Below are 22,430 nucleotides of genomic sequence, written 5' to 3'. Positions count from 1 at the left end.
AGCCCGGGGGCCCGCCTTCCCCAGGCCCAGACCATGCTCCTGATCGACCTCCTGACGCCCGCCCGCACCTCCGTGGGCGTCAGCGCCACCAGCAAGAAACGCCTGCTTGAATCGCTTGCCGCCACCTTGGCCGATGGCCACGGCGATGCCTGCGAACGGGCGATTTTCGACAGCCTGTTCGCCCGCGAGAAGCTGGGCTCGACCGGGCTGGGTCACGGCGTGGCCATTCCGCACGGCCGTACGCCCGGACTCAGCACCGCGATCGGCGCCTTCGTGCGGCTGTCGGAGGGCATCGACTTTGGCGCCATCGACAATGCGCCGGTGGATCTGGTGTTCGCCATGGCCGTGCCGGAGCACTTCAGCCACCAGCACCTGGTGCTGCTCTCCCAGCTGGCCGAGATGTTCGGCGACGCGGCCTTCTGCCAGCGCCTGCGCGGCGCGCCCGACAGCGCCAGCCTGTACGCCCTGCTGGCGGACTGGCAGCTGACCCACGCGGCCGCCTGAGCCCGCGCGCGGACGCATGGACGCCCGCATCAGCGCCCGCGAGCTCTACGAGCAGCTGCAGGAGCGCCTCGGCCTGCGCTGGATCGCAGGGCAGCGCGGCGAGCGCCGCGAGATCGAGCCCGGCGAGCACCTGGCGAGGCGGCCTTCGCTGGCCGGCTACCTCAACACGATCCACGCCAACAAGGTGCAGATCATCGGCGCCGAGGAGCTGGCCTATCTCGACGGCCTCGACTCGCGCCAGCGCTGGGAAACCCTCGCCAAGATCATGAATGCGCGGCCGCTGGCCCTGCTGGTCAGCCGCGATCAGCCGGCGCCGCCCGACCTGCGCGACGCCTGCAATGAATCCGATACGCCGCTGTGGAGCTCGCCGCGCCGCGGCCACGAGCTGCTGACCTACCTGCAGTACCACCTGGCGCGCGCGCTGGCGCGGCGTGCCACCCTGCACGGCGTGTTCATGGAGGTCTACTCGATCGGGGTGCTGATCACCGGCGACTCCGGCTCGGGCAAGAGCGAGCTCGCGCTGGAGCTGATCACCCGCGGCCACCGCCTGGTGGCGGATGACGCGCCCGAGTTCACCCAGATCGCTCCCGACGTGCTCGACGGCACCTGCCCCGAGCTGCTGCAGGACCTGATCGAGGTGCGCGGCCTGGGCATCCTCAACGTGCGCGAGATGTTCGGCGACACCTCGGTGAAGCAGAACAAGTACCTGCGCCTGATCGTGCATCTGGAGCGCTACGACCCTTCGGCCCCGCCGGCGACGCTGGATCGGCTGCACGGCGACCGCAGCAGCCGCCGCATACTCGAACTCGACATCCCGCAGATCACCCTGCCGGTCGCGCCGGGCCGCAACCTCGCCGTGCTGGTGGAGGCCGCGGTGCGCTCGCATATCCTGAAATCCAAGGGCGCCGATCCGGCGCAGACCTTCATGGACCGGCAGGCCCACCAGATGCGCAAGCTCAACCCATGACCAGCGACAGCGTGGTCCCAACGTCAAGCTCGAGTCCCGTGCAGGTGCTGGTGGTGAGCGGGCTTTCCGGCTCGGGCAAGTCGGTCGCCCTGCGCACCCTGGAAGACCTCGACTACTACTGCGCCGACAATCTGCCGGCCGAGCTGTTGCCGCAGTTCGTCGAGAGCGTGGTCGACGGCGCGCAGGACGCCCATCGCATCGCGGTCGGCATCGACGTGCGCAACCGACCGCAGGATCTTGCCGACCTGCCGCGCTCGCTGGCCGCGCTCGGCAGCGCCGGCTTCGGCTACCGGCTGGTGTTCCTCGACACCCGCGACGAAGTGCTGATCAAGCGCTTCAACGAGACCCGGCGCCGGCATCCGCTTTCGCGCAACGGTCTGCCGCTGGCCGAGGCGATCGCCCGCGAGCGTGAGCTGATGCGGCCGCTGGCTGCGCTGGCCGATGTCGTCATCGACAGCAGCGAGCTCAACGTCCACCAGCTGCGCCGCAAGATCGCCACCGAGATCGCCAGCGGTGGCGAGGGTGGGCTCTCGATCCTGCTGGAGTCCTTCGCCTACAAGAACGGCCTGCCGGCCGACGCCGACTTCGTGTTCGACGTGCGCTGCCTGCCCAACCCGCACTGGCTGCCGGCGCTGCGTCCACTGTCGGGACGTGACCAGGCGGTGCGGGAACACCTGGACGAGCAGCCGCTGGTGCGCGACTACCTCGACCAGGTCATCGGCTTCCTCGACAGCTTCCTGCCGCGCTTCGAGAACGACAGCCGCAGCTATGTCACCGTGGCCTTCGGCTGCACTGGCGGACGCCATCGCTCGGTCTACTGCGCCGAGACGGTGGCCGCGCATCTGCGTGCGCACGGCCGCGAGCAGGTGGTGACCTTCCACAGGGAGATCGAATGAATAGGGATTGGGGATTCGGGATTCGGGATTCGCTGGGACGCGGGCTCCCCAGCCCTACCGCGTGCGCGTGGCAGCAAGGAGCGCGACGCTGATGGCCGTCGGCGTCCTGCTGCTGACGCATCCGGGGATCGGCACCGCCTTGCGGGCTGTCGTGCAGAAGGTGCTGGGCAACCCGACCCTGCCGGTCGAGGTGCTGGAGGTGCCCTTCGATGCACCGCTCGACGAGCTGTCGATGCAGGCGCGCGGCGCCCTGGGCCGCCTCGACGGCGGCGAGGGCGTGCTGATCCTGACCGACCTGTACGGCGCCTCGCCCAGCAATCTCGCGGCGCGCCTGGAGTCGACGCCAGTGGTGGTGCGGCGGGTGTCGGGGCTGAGCCTGCCGATGCTGCTGCGCGTGCTGAACTATCCCGAACAGAATCTGGAGGCGCTGGCCCAGACCGCGGTCACCGGCGCCCGCAGCGGAGTCGTCAACGGCCATGCTTGAGCGCGAACTTCTGGTGGTGAACAAGCTCGGCCTGCACGCGCGCGCCTCGGCCAAGCTGGTGCAGCTGCTCGGCGGCTACAAGTCCAATGCCTTCCTGGTCGGCCGCGGCCGCGAGGTCAATGCCAAGAGCATCATGGGCGTGATGCTGCTCGCCGCCGCCCAGGGCAGCAGCGTCGTGCTGCGGGTGGATGGCCCCGACGAAGAGGCGGCGATGGCGGCCGCCGTCGACCTGTTCGCCCGCGGCTTCGACGAGGACAGCTGATGCGCCTCGTCCTGCACGGACAGCCGGCCTCGCGCGGTCTCGCGCTCGGCCGCGCGCACGTGCGGGAGCCGCAGATGCACGAAGTGCGCGAGGAGCGCATTCCCGAGGGCGCGGTCGAGGCCGAGATCGAGCGCCTGCACGCCGCGCTGGACACCGCGCGCGCCGAACTGCAGCAGATGCGCGAACGTCTGCAGGGCGCGCTGGCGCATGAGCTGGGCGAGTTCCTCGACATCCACCAGCTGATCCTCGATGACCCCGAGCTGGTACTGGGTCTCGACGACCTCATCCGCACCGCGCGCTACTCCGCCGATTTCGCGCTCAAGCTGCAGCGCGACCGCCTGGTGGCGGTGTTCGACGCGATCGACGACCCCTACATGCGCTCGCGCCGCGAGGATCTGGAGCACGTCATCGGCCGGGTCTGGGCCGCCCTGCACCGCAGCCCGGCGAGCCAGACGCCCGGCGTGTCCGGCGAAGTGCTGGTGACCGACAACGTCGCGCCCGCGGAACTGTCGCAGCTGACCGAGCGCGGCGTGGTGGCGATCATCACCGGCGCCGGCAGCGCGCTCTCGCATAGCGCCATTCTCGCGCGCAGCCTGCACCTGCCGCTGATCGTCGGCGCCCACGAAGCGGTCGCCCAGATCAACGACGGCGATGCCCTGCTGGTCGACGGCCACAGCGGCGAGGTCATCATCGAGCCCGACGCCGAGGACCTGCGCCGCTTCAAGCGTCAGCAGCGCGAGAACGCGCGCGACCGTCGCGCCCTGCAGAAGCTGCGCGACGCCGAGACGGTGACCCGCGACGGCGTCGAGATCCGCCTGCTGGCCAATGCCGAATCGCGCGAGGACGTGCACCAGGCCTATGCGCTGGGCGCCTCCGGCATCGGTCTCTACCGCACCGAGTTCCTGTTCATGCAGGGCCGCGGCGCACCCGACGAGGACGCCCAGTTCCTCGTCTACCGCGACCTCGTGATGGGCATGCGCGGCCGGCCGGTCACCCTGCGCACGCTGGACCTCGGCGCCGACAAGGCCGACCGCGCCGGCATCGCGCTCAGCCATGAGCCCAACCCCGCGCTCGGCCTGCGCGGCGTGCGCCTGTCGCTGGCCCAGCCCGGGCTGTTCCGCAGCCAGCTGCGCGCCCTGCTGCGTGCCTCCGCCTACGGCAAGGTCAACATCCTGGTGCCGATGGTGGGCTTCCGCGAGGAGGTGCGCGCAGTGCGCGCGCTGCTCGACCAGTGCGCGCGCGAGTTGGAAGCCGAGGGCCACGCGGTCGCCAAGAAGGTCGCGCTCGGAGTGATGATCGAGGTGCCGGCGGCAGCGCTGGCGCTGGCCTCCTTCGGGCGCGAAGTCGACTTCCTCAGCATCGGCACCAACGATCTCGTGCAGTACCTGCTGGCCATCGACCGCGGCAACGATGCGGTCGCCGCGCACAGCAGCCCGCTGCATCCGGCGGTGCTGCGGGTGCTGCGCGAGATCCTGCAGTTCGGCCAGCGCCGTGGCCTGTCGACCTCGGTCTGCGGCGAGATGGCGGGTGACCCTGCCCATACGCGCCTGCTGCTGGCGCTGGGCCTGACCGAGTTCAGCCTGCATCCCAACACCCTGCTGGAAGTGCGCGCGATCATCCGCGACAGCCATCTGGCCGAGCTGCGCAAGCTGGGCAGCCGCCTGCTGCGGGCCAGCGACCGCGCCGGCATCGAGCGGCTGCTGAAGGCGAACGTCTGAGCCCAGCGAGGGCGACAACGCGCCCCGGCGAGCTCAGGACGCCACGCCTCGAAGCCATTCCCAGACGAAGCGAATCAGCGTCTCCGGTGGCACCGGGCCCCACAGCAGCAGGCCCAGCACCAGCGAGGACAGGCCCTGCTCGATCCGCGCCTGCGAATCGACGCCGCCGTCCATGGCTTATCCGCCGCGGCCGCGCTGCGCCAGCAGGTGGTAGCCCAGCATGCCGACGCCGGCGGCGACGAACAGCAGGCCGATGGTGCCCGGGCTGTCGGCGCGCAGGTCCAGCCATTCGATCAGGCCGAAGGCTGCGCCCAGCGAGGTCAGCACCATGCCCCACTTCAAGGCGGCGGTGCGGCGCGCGAGTTCGTCGGCTTCGATCAGGGAGCGCACCAGCGACTCCGAAGCGCTGGATTCAACCAGCCGGCGCCGCACGCGTCCGTCCAGGATGACCTTGACGATGTAGGCGATCACGATGAACAGGGTGATCGGAATCAGGATGGTGAAGTCCATGGTGTCTCTCCTTTGCGCGGCAGGCTCCATGCCTGCCTGGGAGGATCAGAGACGGCGAGCGCGCCAGCGGTTGCACGAGCCCATGGGATTTTTTCGCAGCCGGCACTGCAACCGGCGACGCCGAGGGTGTATCTGATGCCCACATGAGCGATGACCGCACCCTGGTGGACGATGTACTGCGCGAGCGGCCCGGCGCCTTCGCGCGCCTGGTCGAGGCGCACCAGCGCCTGGTCTGGCACATCCTGCTGCGCATGGTGCGTTCGCCGCAGGACGCCGAAGACCTGTCGCAGGAGTGCTTCCTGCGCGTGTTCCGCAAGCTCGACCAGTTCCGCTTCGACTGCGCCTTGTCGAGCTGGATCGGCCGCATCGCCTTCAGCCTCGGCAGCCGGCATCTGGAGCGCAAGTCGCTGCCGATCGAGCGCGGCGGCGTGTTCGAGGACGGCGAAGCCTTCGACCCGCTCGACCACATCGCCGACCAGGCCGATGTGGAGGGCGAGCTGGCCGAGGCGGAGCTGCATGCGCACGCGCTGCGTCTGATCGAAGCGCTGCCTCCGCTGCAGCGCACCGTGCTCAGCCTCTACCATGCCGAGGAGCTGGGCATCTCCGAGATCGCCCGCATCACCGAGCGGCCCGAGGGCACGATCAAGAACCTGCTGTTCCGCATCCGCCTGCGCCTGCGTGCGGCGCTGAAGGAAGCGATCGGAGAACCCGCATGAACCACCAATCCGATTCACCCGCCCCCGGCAGCACGGCGATCGATCCCCGCATCGAAGCCGAATGGCGCCGCCAGGAAGCCGCGCGAGGGTCCGCCGCCGGTGAGGCCTCGGGGGCCAGGCCCGATCCGCTGTACCGGGCACTGGCGCGTGCGGCCGCGCTGCCCGCCCCTGCCCTGCCCGCCGGCTTCGCCGAACGTCTGCAGCGCCGCGCGCGACGCGCGGATGCCGGCGATCGCTTCGAGATCGCCCTGCTCGGCGGCGTGCTGACGCTCGGTGGCCTGCTCGCCCTGTGGTTCGGCCTGCCGGTGCTGGCCGAGCTGCTGCAGCCGCTGCAGTGGCAGCTGCCCGCGGCCTCGGACATCGGCCTGCACTGGGCGCTGATGGGCGCGGCGACGCTGGCCTTGAGTGGGCTGGTAAGTGGGCTGATCGAGCGGCGGCGAAACGGGCCTGCCTGAGCATGGGCCTGGTGCGCCGCAGGCGCACCCTATGCAGGCGACGCGCAGCGATTCGCTGCAGCCTCGAGGTGTTCAGTGCCCTGCATCACGTCGTGCGGTTCGCCGCACCGGACCCGATCAGACGTTGTAGGGTGCGCGTGTCGCGCACCTACGCCTGCGAGTGGTGGCTTGCAGGGAACGAAACCGAAAGCGCCTGGGCGCGGCTTCAAGAAGGCGCTCAATCGCGCGACTCGACGAGACACGGTGTACCGCGGGCGCACCCTATGCAGGCGACGCGCAGGGGTTCCCCGCAGCCTCGACGTGTTCAGCGCCCTGCATCACGTCGTGCGGTTCGCCGCACCGGACCCGATCAGACGTTGTAGGGTGCGCGTGTCGCGCACCTACGCCTGCGAGTGGTGGCTTGCAGGGAACGAAACCGAAAGCGCCTGGGCGCGGCTTCAAGAAGGCGCTCAATCGCGCGACTCGACGAGACACGGTGTACCGCGGGCGCACCCTATGCAGGCGACGCGCAGGGGTTCCCCGCAGCCTCGACGTGTTCAGCGCCCTGCATCACGTCGTGCGGTTCGCCGCACCGGACCCGATCAGCGCCGCACCGACGGCTTCGAGCGCCAGTGTCACGCAGCGATGGCGGCGCGGCAGCGCACGCATTTCCGCAAGGTCGGCGAGCGCGCCCAGGCGAACGGCCAGGGCCTCGTCAGGTTCTGGCTGGGTCTGGCCCAACAGGCGCCGCAGATCCGCTTCAATCGCTTCCAGCCGGGTCGGCGCATGGCCCACCAGCGCGTCTCCGAGCATCGAGGCCGTAGCGACCACGATCGCGCAGGCCTCGGCTTCGAAGGCATAGTCGACGATGCATCCGGCCTCGACGCGCAGCTGCACGCTGAGGCTGTCGCCACACAACGCGTTCTCGCCACAGCCGCGGTGGGTCGGCTGCGCCAGCACGCCGCGCCGATGCGGGGCGCGGCTGTGGTCGAGAACTGCGGAGTGGTAGGGATTGGACATGCGCCAGGGCCGGGAATCGGAAATCGGGAATCGGGAATCGGGAATGGAGAGTCGGAAATCGAAGAGCGCGCACCCACAGCGGACTCCCCGCGCGGCTCTCACCCCAACAGGCGCCGCGCCTTGTCGATGCCGCGCACCAGGGCTTCGATCTCCGCCTCGGTGTTGAAGAAGGCCAGGCTCGCGCGCAGCGTCGCCGGCACGCCGAAGAAGCTCATCAGCGGGTGCGCGCAGTGGTGGCCCGAACGCACGGCGATGCCTTCAAGATCCAGCAGGGTCGCAAGATCATGCGCATGCGCGCCTTCGACGAGGAAGGAGATCACCGCCGCCTTCTCGCGCGCCTCGCCGAAGATGCGCAGGCCGGGTACGGCGCGCAGCGCCTCGGTGGCGACACCCAGCAGGTACTGCTCGCGCGCGGCGATCGCCGGCATGCCGATGCCGGAGAGGAAATCCACCGCCGCCCCAAGGCCGATGAAGCCCGAAATGTTGGGGGTGCCGGCCTCGAACTTGTGCGGCGGCTCGTTGAAGGTGGTGCCCTCGAAGCTGACCGTGCGGATCATCTCGCCGCCGCCGAAGAAGGGCGGCATCGCCTGCAGGTGCTCGCGCTTCGCCCACAGCGCGCCGGTGCCGGTGGGGCCGGCCATCTTGTGGCCGGTGAAGGCATAGAAATCGCAGCCGATCGCGGCGATGTCGACCGCCATGTGCGGCACCGCCTGCGAGCCGTCGACCAGCACCGGCACGCCGTGGCGACGCGCCATGGCGCAGATCTCGCGGATCGGCGTCACCGTGCCGAGCACGTTGCTGACGTGGGTGACAGCCAGCAGCCTGACCCGGCCATCAAGCTTCTTTTCAAGGTCGACGAGATCAAGCTCGCCGTTCTGCAGGATCTCGACCGGCTGCACCGTGGCACCCGCGCGCTCGGCGATCAGCTGCCAAGGCACCAGATTGGCGTGATGCTCCATGCGGCTGGCGAGGATCACGTCGCCGGCCTGCAGCTTGGGCAGCAGGTAGCTGTAGGCGACGAGGTTGATGGCTTGGGTGGTGCCCGAGGTGAACACCAGCTCATCGCTGCGAACGTTCAGGAACTTCGCGAGTTTGCCGCGTGCGCCCTCATAGGCCGCGGTCGCCTCCTCACCCAGGCTGTGCACGGCACGCGCCACGTTGGCGTTGTAGCGGCTGTAGTAGGCGTCCATGGCCTCGATGACCGCGCGGGGCTTCTGCCCGGTGTTGGCGTTGTCGAGATAGACCAGCGGTTTGCCGTGGACTTCACGCGCCAGCACCGGGAACTCGGCGCGCAGGGCGAGCCAGTCGATGTCTTGCGTGGGCTGGCGCAGGGCGTTCACAGGGCGGCTCCTTCGATGCGCGCGATCAGCGCGTCGCTCAGGGTTTCGATCAGCGCGGGCTGCTCGGCGACCTCGATGGCCTCGACGAGAAAGGCGCGGGTCAGCAGCGCGCGGGCCTCGTCGCGCGGAATGCCGCGCGAGCGCAGGTAGAACAGCGCGGTGGCATCGAGCTGGCCGACCGTCGCACCGTGCGCGGCCTTCACCTCATCGGCGTCGATCACCAGCACCGGCTGGGTGTTGACCTCGGCGGTGTCCGACAGCAGCAGGTTGCGATCCGACAGCTCGGCATCAGTGCCGTCCGCGCCTTCGCGGATGCGGATGCCGCCGTAGAAGCTGAGCTTGCCGCGGCCCGCAGCCAGCCCGCGCCAGCGCAGGTCGCAGCGGGTATCGCGGGCGATGTGGTCCACGCCGAGGCGCACGTCGACCGCGCGCTTGGCATCGACCAGCTGCGCGCCGCCGGAGACAAAGGCCGCGGCTTCGCCCTGCAGCTCGGCATTGAGCTCCAGGCGCGACAGCGTGGCGCCCAGCTCAAGATCGACGCGGCGGTACAGCGCACCCGCGGCCAGCGCGGCGTCCACGCGGGCGAACAGCTGCGCGCCCTCGCCCGCCGACTGCAGGCGGGCGTGGCTCAGCTCGGCGCCGGGCTTCAGATGCACCTGGGCGATGGTATTGTCGAGATGCGCGTGTGCCTCGAAGCCCAGCACATGCTCGACCACGGTGAGGCGCGCGTTGGCACCGAGATCGATCAGATGACGCAGATGCCAGGCGGCCTCGGCCGATTCGGGCGCGCCGATCGACACCAGATGCAGAGGCATCTCGATCTGCGCGTCGGCCTCGACTTCGATCACGGCGCCCTCGACCGCCAGCGCCGCGTTGGCGCGGGCGAAGACCTCATCGGATGCGCTGTAGCGACGCCCCAGATGCACGACATCGCGCGCATGCGCTTCCGGCAGCACGCGTCCCAGCGCGCGCACCGACAGACCTGCCGGCAGATCGGAGAGATCGCTGAGCGCGGTGTCCAGCCAGCCATTGACGAAGACCAGGCGCGGCCGCGGGATGCGCGCGATCAGCGCGGCATCGACGCTGGCGCCGGCGGAAGCGCGGAAGCTGCGCTGGCCCAGGGCACGCAGGCTGGTGTAGCGCCAGCGCTCGGCGCGATTGGCCGGCAGGCCGTCGGCCAGCAGGGCATCCAGTGCGGCCTTGCGCGTCTCGGCCAGTCCCGCGGCCGCGCGCAGTGGCTCCGGCAGCTCGGCCCAGCGCTGGGCGAAGCTCTCAAGCAGGGCCGACATCAGACCTTCTCCGGACTCTGCCGGTCCTTGACCCAGGCATAGCCATGCGACTCCAGCTCGCGCGCAAGCTCGGGCCCGCCGCTCTCGACGATGCGACCGTCCGCCAGCACGTGCACCACGTCCGGCACGATGTAGTCGAGCAGGCGCTGGTAGTGGGTGATGACGAGGAAGCTGCGGTCGCCGTCGCGCTGAGCATTGACGCCATCGGCCACCGCCTTCAGCGCGTCGATGTCGAGCCCGGAATCGGTCTCGTCGAGAATGGCAAGCTTGGGCTCCAGCACCGCCATCTGGAAGATCTCGTTGCGCTTCTTCTCGCCGCCCGAAAAACCCGAATTCACCGCGCGATGCAGCAGCTCTTCCTTCAGGTGCAGCACCTGGAGCTTCTGCCGCACCAGCTTCAGGAACTGCATGGCGTCGAGTTCTTCCTCGCCGCGCGCCTTGCGCTGCGCATTCAGCGCCGCGCGCAGGAAGTAGGTGTTGTTCACCCCCGGAATCTCCACCGGGTACTGGAAGGCCAGGAACACGCCGGCAGCCGCGCGCTCTTCGGGCTCCAGAGCCAGCAGGTCGACGCCGTTGAACTCGACCGAGCCCTGCGTGACCTCATAGCCCTCGCGCCCGGCCAGCACATGGCCCAGCGTCGACTTGCCCGCACCGTTGGGGCCCATGATGGCGTGCAGCTTGCCGGGCTCAAGCGTCAGCGACAGACCCTTGAGGATTTCGCGCTCGCCGGCGCGGACGTGGAGATTTTTGATGTCGAGCATAACTCTACTCAGCGAGTACGAATGGCAACGGAAGAAAGAGAGGCGGCCGAAAACATTCCAGCGGCCAACATAAGCACTGAGGCGACCCCGAGGATCGCTCCCGTCCAGTAGATCAACTCGAGCGTGGCCAAGCCTAGAACCTCAGCCTGAACTCCCAAGACGTCGAGTATCCCGAAGCCGAAAGCGAAGACGATCGACACTACGAAGAACGATGCGCCTATCACCAGATATACAACGCACCGCAGAGCTGTGCGCAGTCGAAGTGAAGGATCTTGGCTGAGCCTCTCCTGCCATTCTGCACTCTTGGCTCGATATACGCCGTTCAGCCAACTAACTGCGCCAATCACCAGCAAGGCAACCAAGCTCCCAATTACGCTCACGATCAAGTCGATCACCCCACAGCTCCTTCTAGACTGACTTCCAGCAGCTTCTTCGCCTCCACCGCAAACTCCATCGGCAGCTCCTTGAAGACCTGCTTGCAGAAGCCGTCGACAATCATCGACACCGCGTCTTCCTCGCCGATGCCGCGGGCGCGGCAATAGAACAGCTGGTCGTCGCTGATCTTCGAGGTGGTGGCCTCGTGCTCGACGATGGCGTCGGGACGGCGCACCTCGATGTACGGGAACGTATGCGCGCCGCAGCGCTTGCCGATCAGCAGGCTGTCGCACTGGGTGTAGTTGCGCGCGTTCTCCGCACCCTTGCTCACATGCACCAGGCCGCGGTACGTGTTCTGGCCGCGGCCGGCGCTGATGCCCTTGCTGATGATCTTGCTCTTGGTGTTGCGGCCCAGGTGGATCATCTTGGTACCGGTGTCGGCCTGCTGGCGATGATGCGTCAGCGCCACCGAGTAGAACTCGCCCACCGAATCGTCGCCCTTCAACACGCAGCTCGGGTACTTCCAGGTGATGGCCGAGCCGGTTTCAACTTGGGTCCAGCTGATCTTCGACTTCGCCCCGCGGCACTCGCCGCGCTTGGTCACGAAGTTGTAGATGCCGCCGACGCCGTTCTCGTCGCCCGGATACCAGTTCTGCACGGTCGAGTACTTGATCTCGGCGCGCTCCAGCGCGACCAGTTCGACGACCGCCGCGTGCAGCTGGTTCTCGTCGCGCTGCGGCGCGGTGCAGCCCTCGAGGTAGCTCACATGGCTGCCCTCCTCCGCAATGATCAGCGTGCGCTCGAACTGACCTGTCTCGGCGGCATTGATGCGGAAGTAGGTGCTGAGCTCCATCGGGCAGCGCACGCCCTTGGGGATGTAGACGAAGCTGCCATCCGAGAACACCGCCGAGTTCAGCGCGGCGAAGTAGTTGTCGCCGACGGGGACCACGCTGCCGAGGTACTGGCGCACCAGCTCAGGGTGCTCGCGCACGGCTTCGGAGAAGCTGCAGAAGATCACGCCGACCGCAGCCAGCTCCTTCTTGAAGGTGGTGCCCACCGAGACCGAGTCGAACACGGCATCGACGGCAACGCCCGCGAGCTTGGCGCGTTCGTGCAGCGGCACGCCGAGCTTCTCGTAGGTTTCCAGCAGCTTGGGATCAACCTCGTCCAGCGACGCGTACTTCTTCTTCGGCTGCGCGAAGTAGCTGATGTCCTGGTAGTCGATCGGGTCGATCTTCAGCTTGGCCCAGTCCGGCGGCGTCATCGTCAGCCAGTGCCGGTAGGCGGCCAGCCGCCACTCGGTGAGCCACTCGGGCTCGTCCTTCTTGGCGGAGATCATGCGCACCACGTCCTCGCTGAGGCCCTTGGGCGCGATCTCGGTCTCGATGTCGGTGACGAAGCCGGCCGAATACTGTCGGGCCAGGGCTTCCTCGATGTCCTTGCGTTCGGTGGCCATGGGGCTGCCTATGCGGTGAATCGTGATGCCGGGGAGGCGGTCATTCGCTGGCCATGACCAGCGGGATGGATTGGGTCTTGCGGACGGGACCGCGCGGCGGCGGCTTCAGCAGATCGACCAGACTGACCCCGTGCAGGGCCTCGGCGATGACGTCGTTGATGCGCCGCCAGTTGGCGCGCACGCCGCAACGGTGCTCGATGCCGCACTGGCCCTGCTGGCCCACGCATTCGGTGACCGCCAGCGGGCCTTCGATGGCCTCCAGCACGTGGATCAGCCGGATGTCCTCGGCCGGCCGCGCCAGTCGGTAGCCGCCGGACGCGCCGCGAAAGCTCTGCACCAGCTGCGCCTGTGCCAGCAGCTTCAGCAGTTTGGACACCGTCGGCAGCTCCAGCCCGGCCTTCTCGGCCAGCCCGGCCGCGCTGTGCACGGCCTCGCCGTCGGCTGCCATCACGGTCAGCACGAGGGTGGCGTAGTCGGTGAGCTTGGTGACGCGGAGCATGCGCGGCAGCCGGTTCGGTCAAACAGGACCGAAATTGTACGCTTTGAGCGGGCGCGCCTCAATGCAGGCGAAATGAAGACGGAGCCCGCGCAGCCCGGGCCCTTCAGCACATGTGCCCGCGAGCGGCCGCAAACCCCGTGGATGCAGTTTCCGCCAGCGCTAGCTCAGCCCACACCGACGGTCGCTGCCACTTCAGGTGCCGGCCAGTTCGGCGATCACCTGCTGCAGGCCAATCCGCCAGTCCGGCAAGGCCAGCCCATGCCTGCTCAGCAGTCGCGCATTGTCCAGACGTGAATAGGCCGGCCGCTTCGCCCGGGTGGGGTATTCCGCCGTGGGAATCGGGCGCAGGTCGGGCAAGGCGCTGGCCAGTCCCGCGGCGCGCGCGTCCTCGAAGATCGCCTCGGCGAATCCATGCCAGCTGCACTCGCCACCCGCGCTCAGGTGCAGCAGCTCGCGCGGCAGCGAGCTGCGATCCATGCGCGCCAGCAGAGCCGCGGTCGCCGCAGCGATCCAGCGCGCCGGCGTCGGCGCGCCGCGCTGGTCGGCGACGATGGACAGCTGCGGTCGCTCTGCCCCCAGGCGCAGCATGGTGCGCAGGAAGTTCTGCCCGCGCGCGGCGTACACCCAAGCCGTACGCAGGATCAGATGGCCGCCGTCGGCTTCCTGCACGGCCAACTCGCCGGCGCGCTTGCTGGCGCCGTAGATGCCGAGCGGCGAGGTCGCGTCATCTTCCCGCCACGGCCGGTCGGACTCCCCGCCGAATACGTAGTCGGTCGAGTAGTGCACGAACAGCGCGCGCTGTCGGGCACAGGCCTGTGCCGCTGCCGCGACGGCATCGGCATTGATCCTGAAAGCCATCTCCGGCTCGTCTTCTGCCCGATCGACCGCGGTGTAGGCCGCAGCGTTGACCACGACATCCGGCGCGATCCGCTCGATCAGCGCGGTGACGGCATCGGCTTCCGCGATGTCCAGAGCGTGGCAGGCGCCGCCGCCAGGCAGGCGACCGCTGCGCGTTGTCGCCTGCAGTACACCCAGCGGTGCCAGCGAACGCACGAGTTCGAAGCCGACCTGGCCATTGGCGCCAAGCACGAGGATCTGCATGGGAAGTTCCAGGGAATTGGCAGGCCGCGATTATCGCCGCTACGGCGCCGAGCAATCTCGGCCAGCGCAGGGTCGCCCGCCGCCTCAGCCTGCCTGGGCCCGGCGCTCGGCCTTCATGGCCCGCACATCGACCTTGCGGATCTCGCGGATGCGGCAGATCTGCTGATCGAAGCGCACCGTGTCGAACTTCGAATACACGCGCGACCCAGTGGACGTCAGCCGCACGGCTCGCGCGAAATCGAGCCCATGGCAGGGCTGCTCGATCTCCAGCAGCCAGGCCTCATTGACCGAGGTGTAGACCGCGAGATGGGTGCGCCCCAACGACACCCACTCCCGCATGAGGCGGAGGTGGAAACTGGAAACCGGTTCGCCAGCGTGCGCGCTGTAGCGCGCCAGCGCAGCCTCTTCGCGCTCGCGCGGCGTGGTGGATGCGCAGCCCGCCAGCAGCAGGGCGCAGGACGACAGGACCAGCAGGAGCTTGCGAAGAAGCGGGGAAGGCAGCGCCATGGAATTCTCCTCCTTGTCATCGCTGCATGCTGGCCGGGCGGCAGCGGATCAGCCCATCGCGCGCAACAGGACACGCGCGGCGCTCCAGCATGCCCCAGGGAGTGGAAGCGGAGATGAATCCAGCGTGGCCCCTCATGCAGCTCGTCGCCATCGCCTGCCGGGCGCTTGACGAGCCGGAAGACAGCCGCTTTAATAGCGCGCTCTGTCGGGCCCGAAGCCCGGCAGGCGCATCCAGGCCAAGTAGCTCAGTTGGTAGAGCAGGGGATTGAAAATCCCCGTGTCGGCGGTTCGATTCCGTCCTTGGCCACCATGATTCACAAAAAACCCCGCCGAAAGCGGGGTTTTTTCTTGCCCGAAGCCAGCGTTTTCAAGGCTTCCGGGAGAAACGGCTGTTTCATGCCGTCGCATCGCGTCGCGCCCAATCTTGGGGCATGAGGGGGCATCATTGGGGGCAGTGCCCCCGACCCGCCGCGAGGATGCCCCCATGCCCCTGAGCGATGCCGCCATCCGCAAGGCCAAGCCCGCAGACAAGCCGCAACGCTTGTTCGACGGCGGCGGGCTCTACCTGGAGCTATCCCCAGCAGGCAGCAAGCTGTGGCGGCTGAAGTACCGATTCGGGGGCAAGGAAAAACGGCTCGCGCTGGGGGCATATCCCGCTGTCTCCCTCGCGCAAGCCCGAGAGCGCCGCGACGAAGCCCGCGCGCAACTGGCGCAAGGGCAAGACCCCGGCGAAGTCCGCAAGGCCGCCCGCCACGCCGCAGAGTTCGCCGGCAGCCAGACGTTCGAGATCGTCGGCCGCGACTGGCTGAAGCGCCAGCGCCTGGCCGAGTCCACCCGCGTGGCCGTGACCTGGGTTCTTGAGCGCAAGCTGTTCCCGCACATCGGCGCCCGACCCGTGGGCGCGATCGAGCCGCCCGAACTGCTGGCCGCCCTGCGCAAGAGCGAAGCGGCCGGCACCCTGGAGACGGCGAAGCGCGCCCGCAGCGTGGCCGGCCGCGTCTTCCGCTACGCCATCGCCTGCGGCCTCGCCGAGCGCGACCCCTCGCGCGATCTGGCGGGCGCGCTGACCCCGCCCAAGCCGCAGAGCTTCCCCGCCATCACCGACCCGGCCCAGCTGGGCACCCTGCTGCGGGCGCTCTGGGCGTATCCGGGTAGCGCCGTCGTCGCCTGTGCGCTCCGACTGCAGCCGCTGGTATTCGTCCGCCCTGGTGAGCTTCGGCAAGCGCCCTGGTCCGAGTTCGACCTTGAGGGCGCACTGTGGACTATCCCCGCCGAGCGCATGAAGACCCGCCACGATCATCTTGTGCCCCTGTCGCGGCAGGCCGTGGAGATCCTGCGCGAGCTGCACGCCGTGACCGGCGGGGGCGCCCTCGCCTTCCCCGCGAACCGGGGCAAGGATCGACCGATGAGCGAGAACACCTTGGCCGCTGCGCTGGCCACGCTGGGCTATCGAGACAGGCAGAGCGCGCACGGCTTCCGGGCCACCGCGCGCACGCTGTTGGATGAGGCGCTGCACTTTCCGGCGCACCTGATAGAGCACCAATTGGCGCACGAAGTACGCGACGCGATGGGCCGCAGCTACAACCGGACCACGCACCTATCGGAACGGCGCCGAATGATGCAGGCGTGGGCGGACTACCTGGAAAACCTGCGCGCCAGCAGAACCTAGAGAGAGCGCCGAAAGTCTTGCGCGTCAAGGCTTCAAGCGAACCTGAGCGCGCCTAACGGGCGCGCTTTTTCGTGCTGATCTGAGCACGCCGAGACACGGCGGCGCAGGAAGCGTCGGACATGGTTTGCCTTACCCATGTCCGAGCAAATCGCTTCCATGTGTCGCCGGCCGTTTACCGGCGCCCTGTGGCATCCGCCGCAGGGCAAGCACGCACGAGGAAGCGCACATGAAGCAGCCCACCGACATTCAGTTTCTTCGCATGGCGGCAGTCACCCGGCGTCTGGGCGTCTGCCGCTCGACCGTCTATCGCTGGATCGAACACAACGGCTTCCCCAAGCCTGTATCCATCGGCCCGAACTGCGCCGCTTGGCTGGCTGAGGACGTAGACGCCTGGGCGGCAAAGCGCATCGAAGCCAGTCGCCAGCAGGCCGCCGCGTGAGCTTCGCGCCCATGAGCTTCTTTGCCGGCAAGGGCGTAATCGTGGGCCGCCTATTGACGGCGCATCGCGTCGCGTCGCATCCTAACCGGGTCGCTGCAAAATCAGCGAACGGGATTGGCGTCCCGCAACCTACGGCGCATAAGCGCCCCTTGCCTCGCAGCGGCGCTTTTTTCTTGCCCGCGGAAGGGCAAGGCGCGTGCTCACCTGTTCAATGGTGGGCGGTGCGGGAGGGCCGCAAGGCCCGCCGGTCCGTAGGCCGGTACGCCAATCCCGCACCGTCCGCCACCCCGCGCCTGGCGTCGCGATGGCGGACTCCCAACACCTACGGAGTCCATCGCATGAACACTCACACCCCGGCCGCATCGGCCACCCTCCCCGCCCTGTCCGTTCCGCGCCCGCAATGGGCCGGCCTACTGGATCACGCCGCGCTCGCCATCGAAGGCCGCGCGATCTTCGACAGCGAAACACTTGGCGCCGAACTTCGCGCCATCGCCGCCGCCCTGCGCGCGGAGGTGACGGCATGAACGCGGGCACGATGAGCGCAGACAGGAATCGGGTCTGGCACCGAGCCAATGCCCTCGATGAGAGCTTCGTCGCTGCCGCATTGGTTATCACGCTTTACCGCGATCGCCTGGGGGAAATTGAGAACCCGCACTGGCGAGTGATAGCTGAGGCCGACGATGAAATGGCCATCGCCTGCAGCTGCAAGCAAAAGTTCCTAGCGACACTGAATCGATCTCCCGAACTCAAGCCTGCCACTGTGGCGAAACTTGCCACGATCGCATCAGACATCGCTGACCGCGTAAGGAACGCGCGACTAATTCTTGCTAGACACCTGCAAGAAACAGAGGGATCGGAACAATCAGCGTTTAGCAGAATCGCAACCGGCGCCGATGGCCTTTTGCAGCTGGCCGAGCATGACATGGAAGCCCTGCGCATGGAGGTGACGGCATGAACGCCAGCAACGTGGTTTCACTCGGCCCGACCGGCTTCTATCGGGCTGGCGTCGTCCGAAAGGCGGTCATTGACCGCTGCAACGGACTGCGCCTGAGCAATCGGCAGCGCGCCGCCTGCGTGGCGGTCGCAGTCCGCACTCTGACCAATGGCGGATCGGCTCACGCCGCCCTGCACGCCGCCAATTCGCTGGCCGGCCGACTCGCGAGCCCGAACCGCGCCGGAGGTGCCGCATGAATCCGGCCCCGGTCCTGCTGCCTGGCAATGTCGCGGCCCGCGTGATGGCCGCCGACATGCTCGCCGCCCAAGCGCAGCGCGTGCTGACCCTCTGGCGCTCCGGCGAGCTTCGCAACGTGCGAAATCCCGAGGAATCGGGCGAATACCGCGCGCTCCGGGCGTCGCTGAGCACGTACGCCACCGCCGTGGCGCGCTGCGGGGGGAATCGCGCATGAAACCGAACGATTTGAGCCCCCGCGAAGCGCAGGCGCAGCTTGATGCCGTCGAAATCGCGCTCGCGCTGCTGAATCAGGCCGGTGCAGCCCTGGAAGTCATCGCCGGCGAGACGAAAGGCGCCGAAGGCGTCGAAACCGCCCACCATCTGGCGACGATGGCCCGCAAGACCGTCGAGGACGGCTTGGGCGACCTGTTCGAGCGCCAATTGGCGCTGCGCGATCGCATCCGCGCAGCGAAGGAGGGCCGGGCATGACAACCCAGACTCCAGACAGCCCCGTGTGGGCCGCTATCGCGCGAATCGACGCCACCACGCTGCACCGCGCGCACCTGTTGGAGCTGCAGGCGCTGCTATCGGCAATCTACCGCGTCGCGCCGGAGGGCTCCGATGCACACACGCTTGCAGGGGCCGCCGAGCGGCTCGCGATGCATGACATCGAACTGGTAACGGCCATGGTCAGGCAAGCCGAAGCCGACCGAGCAGCCGCAGAGCAGCGCGCGCGGCGGGAGGCGCACGGATGATGGCCGCTCGCATCCTGGATGGCGCCAAAGACTTCACCCACGCCCTTCGGCGCGCAGCCCGCCACGCAGTCGAACATCGCGCGGTGCCGCACCTGGGCGGGCATCTGTACCGCTTCGCGGATGGCACTGTGGCTTTCATCGGCCGCGAGGATCAAGCGGCCTTCCCCGAGGTCTGCGCGTGCCCGAAGTGGCCGACAAACGACGGTGGAGACAGGCCCACATGAAGCCGCTCCACAAGCTGATGTTCACATCACCCACGCCACTGCGCCTGCAGCCGCTGGGCGCTTCAGACAAGCCGACCGGCGGCTATCGCGTCGCTCTGCACTGGCCATTCAAGGAAGCCGGCCCACCGTGCGCCGTGGTCTGGGGCGAAACCGCCGAGGAGGCGCTTGAACTGGCCGAACTGCTGGCCCATGCCACCCAACTCCGCGCGCTAGCCCAGCGGCACGAATTGTTGGCGCATCTGGCATCGAATACCGACCTGTCCAACCCCTACCACCTTCAGCGACTGCAGGAACACGCCCGCTATGATCTGTTGACGGTGACGGCAGCCCTGCAGGGCAAGCGCGTTCGCCCCTATCCCCAGCACGACAGCACGCGACCCAATCTGCCGCAGCTGCCGCCTGTGTACGTCGAGGACGGCGACGCATGATGCCGCCCGACCACGACAGCGGCCAGCCCGAGCATGCGCCCCAAGAGCCGCCACGCGCGGCCCTTGGCGGCGCATCACCCCCGCCCCGCTACGCCACCCCCGAGAGAGCACCGCCGCTACCACCACGCGCAGCCAAGCCCGCCAGCGGGCGCGCACCCGGCAACGTCTCGCAACTGCGCCACCGCCTGGACCCGAAGGAACCTTTCGCCGCCGCCTGCCGCTTCCGGCTGCGCTACGCCGTTGACGGAGTGCCCGGCCTGCATCACTGGCGCGGTGACTTCCTCGCCTGGGCGGGCACGCACTACGAGGTCACCAGCGAGGCCACCTATCGCGCCGAGTTCTACCGGGGGCTGCAGGATCAGGGCGACAAGCCGAACCGCCGCCACATCGGCGACTTGATCGACGCGCTGCGCTCCGCTTGTTTCCTGCCCGAGAGCATCGAGGCGCCCGGCTGGCTGCCTGGCTTCAACGGGGCCGATCCGGCCGAGCTTGTCGCCGTGTCAAACGGGCTGCTGAACACCCGAACGCGGGCACTCGACCCGCCCGAGCCGCGACTGTTCGCGACCAGCGCGCTTCCGGTCGCCTACTACGTCCACGCCCCCGAGCCTATCGAGTGGCTGGGCTTTCTCGCCAGCATCTGGCCGGACGATCCGCAGACCATCGAAGCCCTGCAGGAATGGTTCGGCCTGGTCGCGCTGACCGAGGTCACGCGCTACCAAAAGGCCCTGCTGATCTGCGGCCCCAAGCGCAGCGGAAAGGGCACCATCCTGCGCGTGCTGCGCGAACTCGCCGGCCCTGCCAACACCGTCGCCCCCACCCTGGGCGAACTGGGCGAACGCTTCGGCCTGCAACCCTTGATCGGAAAGCGGCTTGCCATCGTCTCCGATGCCCGGCTCTCCGGCCGTGCTGACGTGGCAGCCATCGCCGAAGCCATCCTGCGAATCAGCGGCGAGGATGCCGTAACGGTGCAACGGAAGCACCGCGAGGACTGGACCGGCAAGCTGCCGACCCGCTTTGTCATCGCATCGAACGAACTGCCCACGCTGGCAGATGCAAGCGCCGCGCTGTCCTCGCGCTTCGTGGTGCTCGCCATGCGGCACAGCTTCTACGGGAAGGAAGATCCGGGGCTCACTGACAGGCTGCTGGAGGAACTGCCGGGCATCCTGCTGTGGTCGCTGCAGGGCCTGGACAGGCTGCGTGCCCGCGGCCGCCTGCTGCAGCCGGAGACGGGCCGAGAGCTGGCCAACGCGCTTGAGAACCTGAGCAGTCCTGTGTCCTCCTTCATCGCCGACCAATGCGTTGTCGATCCGTGGGCCAGCATCGAAAAGCTAGCGCTGTTCGGCGCGTGGCGTGACTGGTGCTTGGCGCATGGGATCAAGGAGCCGGGCACAGAGGCCACCTTCAGCAAGCGGCTACGGGCAGCCGTGCCAAGCATTGGAGCCAAGCGCGGCGGCGGCGACGGCGCCCGCGTGCAACTGCATACCGGCATCCGCCTGCGGTCCCTGGCTGACCCTGACTGATGACAGCCGACCGCCTGCGTCAGGGTGTCAGGGCACGTCACGGTGACGTCGCACTGCGCTCTCACCCACGCGCCCGCGTTGTCCCGCAATGGGAATTGACCCTGACGCACCCTGACACCCTGACGCCAACACCGGAAAGAGCCGGGGGCAGCCGAGGGTGGCGGGTCCTTCCCGAACCTTCGGGGATGCGGGTAGCGAGGCCGCATTTGCCTTGTAGTCAGCGGTAAAGAGAATTGGTGAATTGAGGGAATCGGTAATGAAATCAGCGGGATATGACCTACAAGCCGCATCGCCGCAGCCCGGTCTGAGCCTCGCGCCACCCGACAGCCTGCCCGCGCTGGCCTCGGGCCAAGAGTTCGCCCGCCTGCTGAACGTGTCGCAGCCCCTGGTGAGCCGCTGGCGGTCCGAGGGCCGGCTCTGCACCGACGCGCGCGGAAACATCGACGTGCCGGGCTCACTGGTTCGGCTGTCGAACTCGCTGGACCCTGGCCGAGGCGGCCGAAAGGGCACGCAGCGCAACGGCGGCACGCTGGATCGAATCGCCGACTTGATCCGGCGCTATGCCGGCGCTGCTGGCAGCCAGCCCGCCGCCGACGAGCGCGAAGCCCTGCGCGCCCGCGTCGCGGAGCTTGAAGACGCCCTGAGCCGCGTCCGCAACACCTGGACCGACGAGCAAGCCGCCTCGCTGGCGCACTTCCTGGACCTGCTGGCCGCCGACTTGCCCCGTCTGGCGGCACTGGACCGTGAGACGGCCGAGGTCGAACTCGACGCGCTGGCGAGCGTCGCCTTCTACGGGAGTGAGGATTGAACCGCGCCCGCGCGCTGGGCTGCATCGCGGCGGGCGTGCCCGACCCCGAGGCCGCCGCGTGGGCCTGCGAACGCATCCGCGCTTGGCTGCTGCACGCGGGCGCCGACGCAGCCGGCCCGCAGGCCGCGCATGTCTACCTTGGGCTGCGCTCCGCAGCGGACGGCCGCAGGCAGGGCCGGGATTACTGGCTGCGCGAGGCCGCGCAGCGATTGCCCGAGTCCGGCACCTGGACACAAGCGCGGGAGCTGCTGCGCCTGCTAGGCCATGCCCGGCGCTACCGCGAACGTCGCCGCATGCAGCCCGACGCCGCGCCGCCCTCACCCGCCATCGAAGCCCTGGCGCTGGCGCTGGACTGCTGCAAGGGGGCGATGCCCGGCACTGCGCAGGCACTGCACAACGTGCTGCGCGGCTGGCCTGACACCGACGAGGCCGACGCGGCCTGACCCAAGCGAAACCCCGGCGCAACTTGGGCGCGAGCCCCGGAGACTGGCAACACCCGCAACGGGAGCCAGCAGTGAGCCGACCGCCGAAGAAGCACAACCCCAAGCGCCGGCTGCGCCCTGGTCAAAGTCGCCTG

32 protein-coding genes and 1 tRNA gene are annotated in these 22,430 nt (G+C 68.5%); 22 read left to right on the top strand and 11 right to left on the bottom strand.

Going from position 1 to position 22,430, the window contains the following annotated elements; genetic code table 11:
• Positions 1–33: 33 nt before the first annotated feature.
• The 6 genes from Q0654_RS18765 to ptsP all read left to right on the top strand — a co-directional run bounded on the left by Q0654_RS18765 (position 34) and on the right by ptsP (position 4,831).
• Positions 34–504, top strand: coding sequence for a PTS sugar transporter subunit IIA (locus tag Q0654_RS18765; RefSeq protein ID WP_298856526.1), 471 nt, complete (start codon positions 34–36; stop codon positions 502–504).
• A gap of 16 nt (positions 505–520) precedes the next feature.
• Positions 521–1,471: an HPr(Ser) kinase/phosphatase gene (gene hprK / locus Q0654_RS18760; protein WP_298856525.1), complete on the top strand. Its 951-nt coding sequence runs from the start codon at positions 521–523 to the stop codon at positions 1,469–1,471.
• A complete protein-coding gene (rapZ, locus tag Q0654_RS18755; RefSeq protein ID WP_298856524.1) occupies positions 1,468–2,367 on the top strand; it encodes an RNase adapter RapZ in 900 nt (299 codons plus the stop codon). Before hprK ends, rapZ begins: the two co-directional genes overlap by 4 nt.
• Before the next feature lie 91 nt (positions 2,368–2,458).
• The gene (locus Q0654_RS18750; protein ID WP_298856522.1) at positions 2,459–2,851 is read left to right on the top strand and encodes a PTS sugar transporter subunit IIA; all 393 of its coding nucleotides are present in this window, start codon (positions 2,459–2,461) and stop codon (positions 2,849–2,851) included.
• Positions 2,844–3,113, top strand: coding sequence for an HPr family phosphocarrier protein (locus Q0654_RS18745; RefSeq protein ID WP_298856521.1), 270 nt, complete (start codon positions 2,844–2,846; stop codon positions 3,111–3,113). The genes Q0654_RS18750 and Q0654_RS18745 overlap by 8 nt, the downstream gene beginning before the upstream one ends.
• Complete coding sequence (gene ptsP / locus Q0654_RS18740) at positions 3,113–4,831, top strand: phosphoenolpyruvate--protein phosphotransferase (RefSeq protein ID WP_298856520.1); 1,719 nt, start codon at positions 3,113–3,115, stop codon at positions 4,829–4,831. The genes Q0654_RS18745 and ptsP overlap by 1 nt, the downstream gene beginning before the upstream one ends.
• Before the next feature lie 33 nt (positions 4,832–4,864).
• Here the strand turns inward: ptsP and Q0654_RS18735 are convergent, their stop codons facing one another.
• Both Q0654_RS18735 and Q0654_RS18730 read right to left on the bottom strand, forming a co-directional pair.
• Positions 4,865–5,005 carry a hypothetical protein gene (locus Q0654_RS18735; protein WP_298856519.1) on the bottom strand — a complete coding sequence of 47 codons (141 nt, stop codon included), beginning with the start codon at positions 5,003–5,005 and terminating at the stop codon, positions 4,865–4,867.
• A gap of 3 nt (positions 5,006–5,008) precedes the next feature.
• A complete protein-coding gene (locus Q0654_RS18730; protein ID WP_298856518.1) occupies positions 5,009–5,341 on the bottom strand; it encodes a DUF6249 domain-containing protein in 333 nt (110 codons plus the stop codon).
• 143 nt (positions 5,342–5,484) lie between these two features.
• On the opposite strand from Q0654_RS18730, the gene Q0654_RS18725 reads away from it, so the two are divergent.
• Together Q0654_RS18725 and Q0654_RS18720 are read left to right on the top strand one after the other, a co-directional pair.
• A complete protein-coding gene (locus Q0654_RS18725; RefSeq protein ID WP_298856517.1) occupies positions 5,485–6,057 on the top strand; it encodes a sigma-70 family RNA polymerase sigma factor in 573 nt (190 codons plus the stop codon).
• The gene (locus Q0654_RS18720) at positions 6,054–6,512 is read left to right on the top strand and encodes a hypothetical protein (protein ID WP_298856516.1); all 459 of its coding nucleotides are present in this window, start codon (positions 6,054–6,056) and stop codon (positions 6,510–6,512) included. The genes Q0654_RS18725 and Q0654_RS18720 overlap by 4 nt, the downstream gene beginning before the upstream one ends.
• A 549-nt stretch (positions 6,513–7,061) precedes the next feature.
• Here Q0654_RS18720 and Q0654_RS18715 read toward each other — a convergent pair.
• The 9 genes from Q0654_RS18715 to Q0654_RS18675 form a co-directional block, all read right to left on the bottom strand.
• A complete protein-coding gene (locus tag Q0654_RS18715) occupies positions 7,062–7,511 on the bottom strand; it encodes an iron-sulfur cluster assembly scaffold protein (protein WP_298856515.1) in 450 nt (149 codons plus the stop codon).
• Between the two features lie 98 nt (positions 7,512–7,609).
• Positions 7,610–8,851, bottom strand: coding sequence for a cysteine desulfurase (locus tag Q0654_RS18710; RefSeq protein WP_298856514.1), 1,242 nt, complete (start codon positions 8,849–8,851; stop codon positions 7,610–7,612).
• Entirely contained in the window at positions 8,848–10,140 is a 1,293-nt protein-coding gene (gene sufD / locus Q0654_RS18705) for a Fe-S cluster assembly protein SufD (protein ID WP_298856513.1), read from the bottom strand. The genes Q0654_RS18710 and sufD overlap by 4 nt, the downstream gene beginning before the upstream one ends.
• Complete coding sequence (gene sufC / locus Q0654_RS18700) at positions 10,140–10,901, bottom strand: Fe-S cluster assembly ATPase SufC (RefSeq protein WP_298856512.1); 762 nt, start codon at positions 10,899–10,901, stop codon at positions 10,140–10,142. The genes sufD and sufC overlap by 1 nt, the downstream gene beginning before the upstream one ends.
• Before the next feature lie 8 nt (positions 10,902–10,909).
• On the bottom strand, positions 10,910–11,296 hold the full coding sequence (locus Q0654_RS18695; protein ID WP_298856511.1) for a hypothetical protein: 387 nt from the start codon (positions 11,294–11,296) through the stop codon (positions 10,910–10,912).
• Positions 11,293–12,732 (bottom strand): Fe-S cluster assembly protein SufB, encoded by a 1,440-nt coding sequence (gene sufB, locus Q0654_RS18690; protein ID WP_298856510.1) that lies wholly within the window; start codon positions 12,730–12,732, stop codon positions 11,293–11,295. Before sufB ends, Q0654_RS18695 begins: the two co-directional genes overlap by 4 nt.
• Positions 12,733–12,772: 40 nt before the next feature.
• The gene (locus Q0654_RS18685) at positions 12,773–13,231 is read right to left on the bottom strand and encodes an SUF system Fe-S cluster assembly regulator (RefSeq protein ID WP_298856509.1); all 459 of its coding nucleotides are present in this window, start codon (positions 13,229–13,231) and stop codon (positions 12,773–12,775) included.
• Between the two features lie 192 nt (positions 13,232–13,423).
• On the bottom strand, positions 13,424–14,332 hold the full coding sequence (gene rfbD, locus Q0654_RS18680) for a dTDP-4-dehydrorhamnose reductase (RefSeq protein WP_298856508.1): 909 nt from the start codon (positions 14,330–14,332) through the stop codon (positions 13,424–13,426).
• Between the two features lie 84 nt (positions 14,333–14,416).
• On the bottom strand, positions 14,417–14,839 hold the full coding sequence (locus Q0654_RS18675) for a DUF6491 family protein (protein WP_298856507.1): 423 nt from the start codon (positions 14,837–14,839) through the stop codon (positions 14,417–14,419).
• Between the two features lie 234 nt (positions 14,840–15,073).
• Here Q0654_RS18675 and Q0654_RS18670 point away from each other — a divergent pair.
• From Q0654_RS18670 to Q0654_RS18605, 14 genes are all read left to right on the top strand, one after another.
• Positions 15,074–15,149, top strand: a tRNA-Phe gene (locus Q0654_RS18670).
• Positions 15,150–15,323: 174 nt separating this feature from the next.
• Positions 15,324–16,508, top strand: coding sequence for an integrase arm-type DNA-binding domain-containing protein (locus tag Q0654_RS18665; RefSeq protein WP_298856506.1), 1,185 nt, complete (start codon positions 15,324–15,326; stop codon positions 16,506–16,508).
• Positions 16,509–16,734: 226 nt separating this feature from the next.
• Entirely contained in the window at positions 16,735–16,947 is a 213-nt protein-coding gene (locus Q0654_RS18660; protein WP_298856505.1) for an AlpA family phage regulatory protein, read from the top strand.
• Between the two features lie 338 nt (positions 16,948–17,285).
• Complete coding sequence (locus tag Q0654_RS18655) at positions 17,286–17,471, top strand: hypothetical protein (RefSeq protein ID WP_298856504.1); 186 nt, start codon at positions 17,286–17,288, stop codon at positions 17,469–17,471.
• A complete protein-coding gene (locus tag Q0654_RS18650; protein WP_298856503.1) occupies positions 17,468–17,902 on the top strand; it encodes a hypothetical protein in 435 nt (144 codons plus the stop codon). The genes Q0654_RS18655 and Q0654_RS18650 overlap by 4 nt, the downstream gene beginning before the upstream one ends.
• Positions 17,899–18,138, top strand: coding sequence for a hypothetical protein (locus Q0654_RS18645; RefSeq protein WP_298856502.1), 240 nt, complete (start codon positions 17,899–17,901; stop codon positions 18,136–18,138). Before Q0654_RS18650 ends, Q0654_RS18645 begins: the two co-directional genes overlap by 4 nt.
• Positions 18,135–18,353 carry a hypothetical protein gene (locus tag Q0654_RS18640; RefSeq protein WP_298856501.1) on the top strand — a complete coding sequence of 73 codons (219 nt, stop codon included), beginning with the start codon at positions 18,135–18,137 and terminating at the stop codon, positions 18,351–18,353. The genes Q0654_RS18645 and Q0654_RS18640 overlap by 4 nt, the downstream gene beginning before the upstream one ends.
• Positions 18,350–18,607, top strand: a complete 258-nt coding sequence (locus tag Q0654_RS18635) for a hypothetical protein (RefSeq protein ID WP_298856500.1) — start codon at positions 18,350–18,352, stop codon at positions 18,605–18,607. Before Q0654_RS18640 ends, Q0654_RS18635 begins: the two co-directional genes overlap by 4 nt.
• Positions 18,604–18,873, top strand: coding sequence for a hypothetical protein (locus tag Q0654_RS18630; RefSeq protein WP_298856499.1), 270 nt, complete (start codon positions 18,604–18,606; stop codon positions 18,871–18,873). The genes Q0654_RS18635 and Q0654_RS18630 overlap by 4 nt, the downstream gene beginning before the upstream one ends.
• Positions 18,873–19,097: a hypothetical protein gene (locus Q0654_RS18625; protein ID WP_298856498.1), complete on the top strand. Its 225-nt coding sequence runs from the start codon at positions 18,873–18,875 to the stop codon at positions 19,095–19,097. Before Q0654_RS18630 ends, Q0654_RS18625 begins: the two co-directional genes overlap by 1 nt.
• Positions 19,094–19,525, top strand: coding sequence for a hypothetical protein (locus tag Q0654_RS18620; protein ID WP_298856497.1), 432 nt, complete (start codon positions 19,094–19,096; stop codon positions 19,523–19,525). The genes Q0654_RS18625 and Q0654_RS18620 overlap by 4 nt, the downstream gene beginning before the upstream one ends.
• The gene (locus Q0654_RS18615; RefSeq protein WP_298856496.1) at positions 19,522–21,045 is read left to right on the top strand and encodes a phage/plasmid primase, P4 family; all 1,524 of its coding nucleotides are present in this window, start codon (positions 19,522–19,524) and stop codon (positions 21,043–21,045) included. The genes Q0654_RS18620 and Q0654_RS18615 overlap by 4 nt, the downstream gene beginning before the upstream one ends.
• 256 nt (positions 21,046–21,301) lie before the next feature.
• Positions 21,302–21,853, top strand: a complete 552-nt coding sequence (locus tag Q0654_RS18610) for a hypothetical protein (protein WP_298856495.1) — start codon at positions 21,302–21,304, stop codon at positions 21,851–21,853.
• A complete protein-coding gene (locus Q0654_RS18605; RefSeq protein WP_298856494.1) occupies positions 21,850–22,296 on the top strand; it encodes a hypothetical protein in 447 nt (148 codons plus the stop codon). Before Q0654_RS18610 ends, Q0654_RS18605 begins: the two co-directional genes overlap by 4 nt.
• Positions 22,297–22,430: the final 134 nt, after the last annotated feature.

Source organism: uncultured Aquimonas sp. (assembly GCF_937888285.1).
GTDB lineage: Bacteria > Pseudomonadota > Gammaproteobacteria > Xanthomonadales > Xanthomonadaceae > Aquimonas.
The sequence above is the reverse complement of the archived record's forward strand: the minus strand, read 5'-3'. Positions and strand labels throughout refer to the sequence as shown.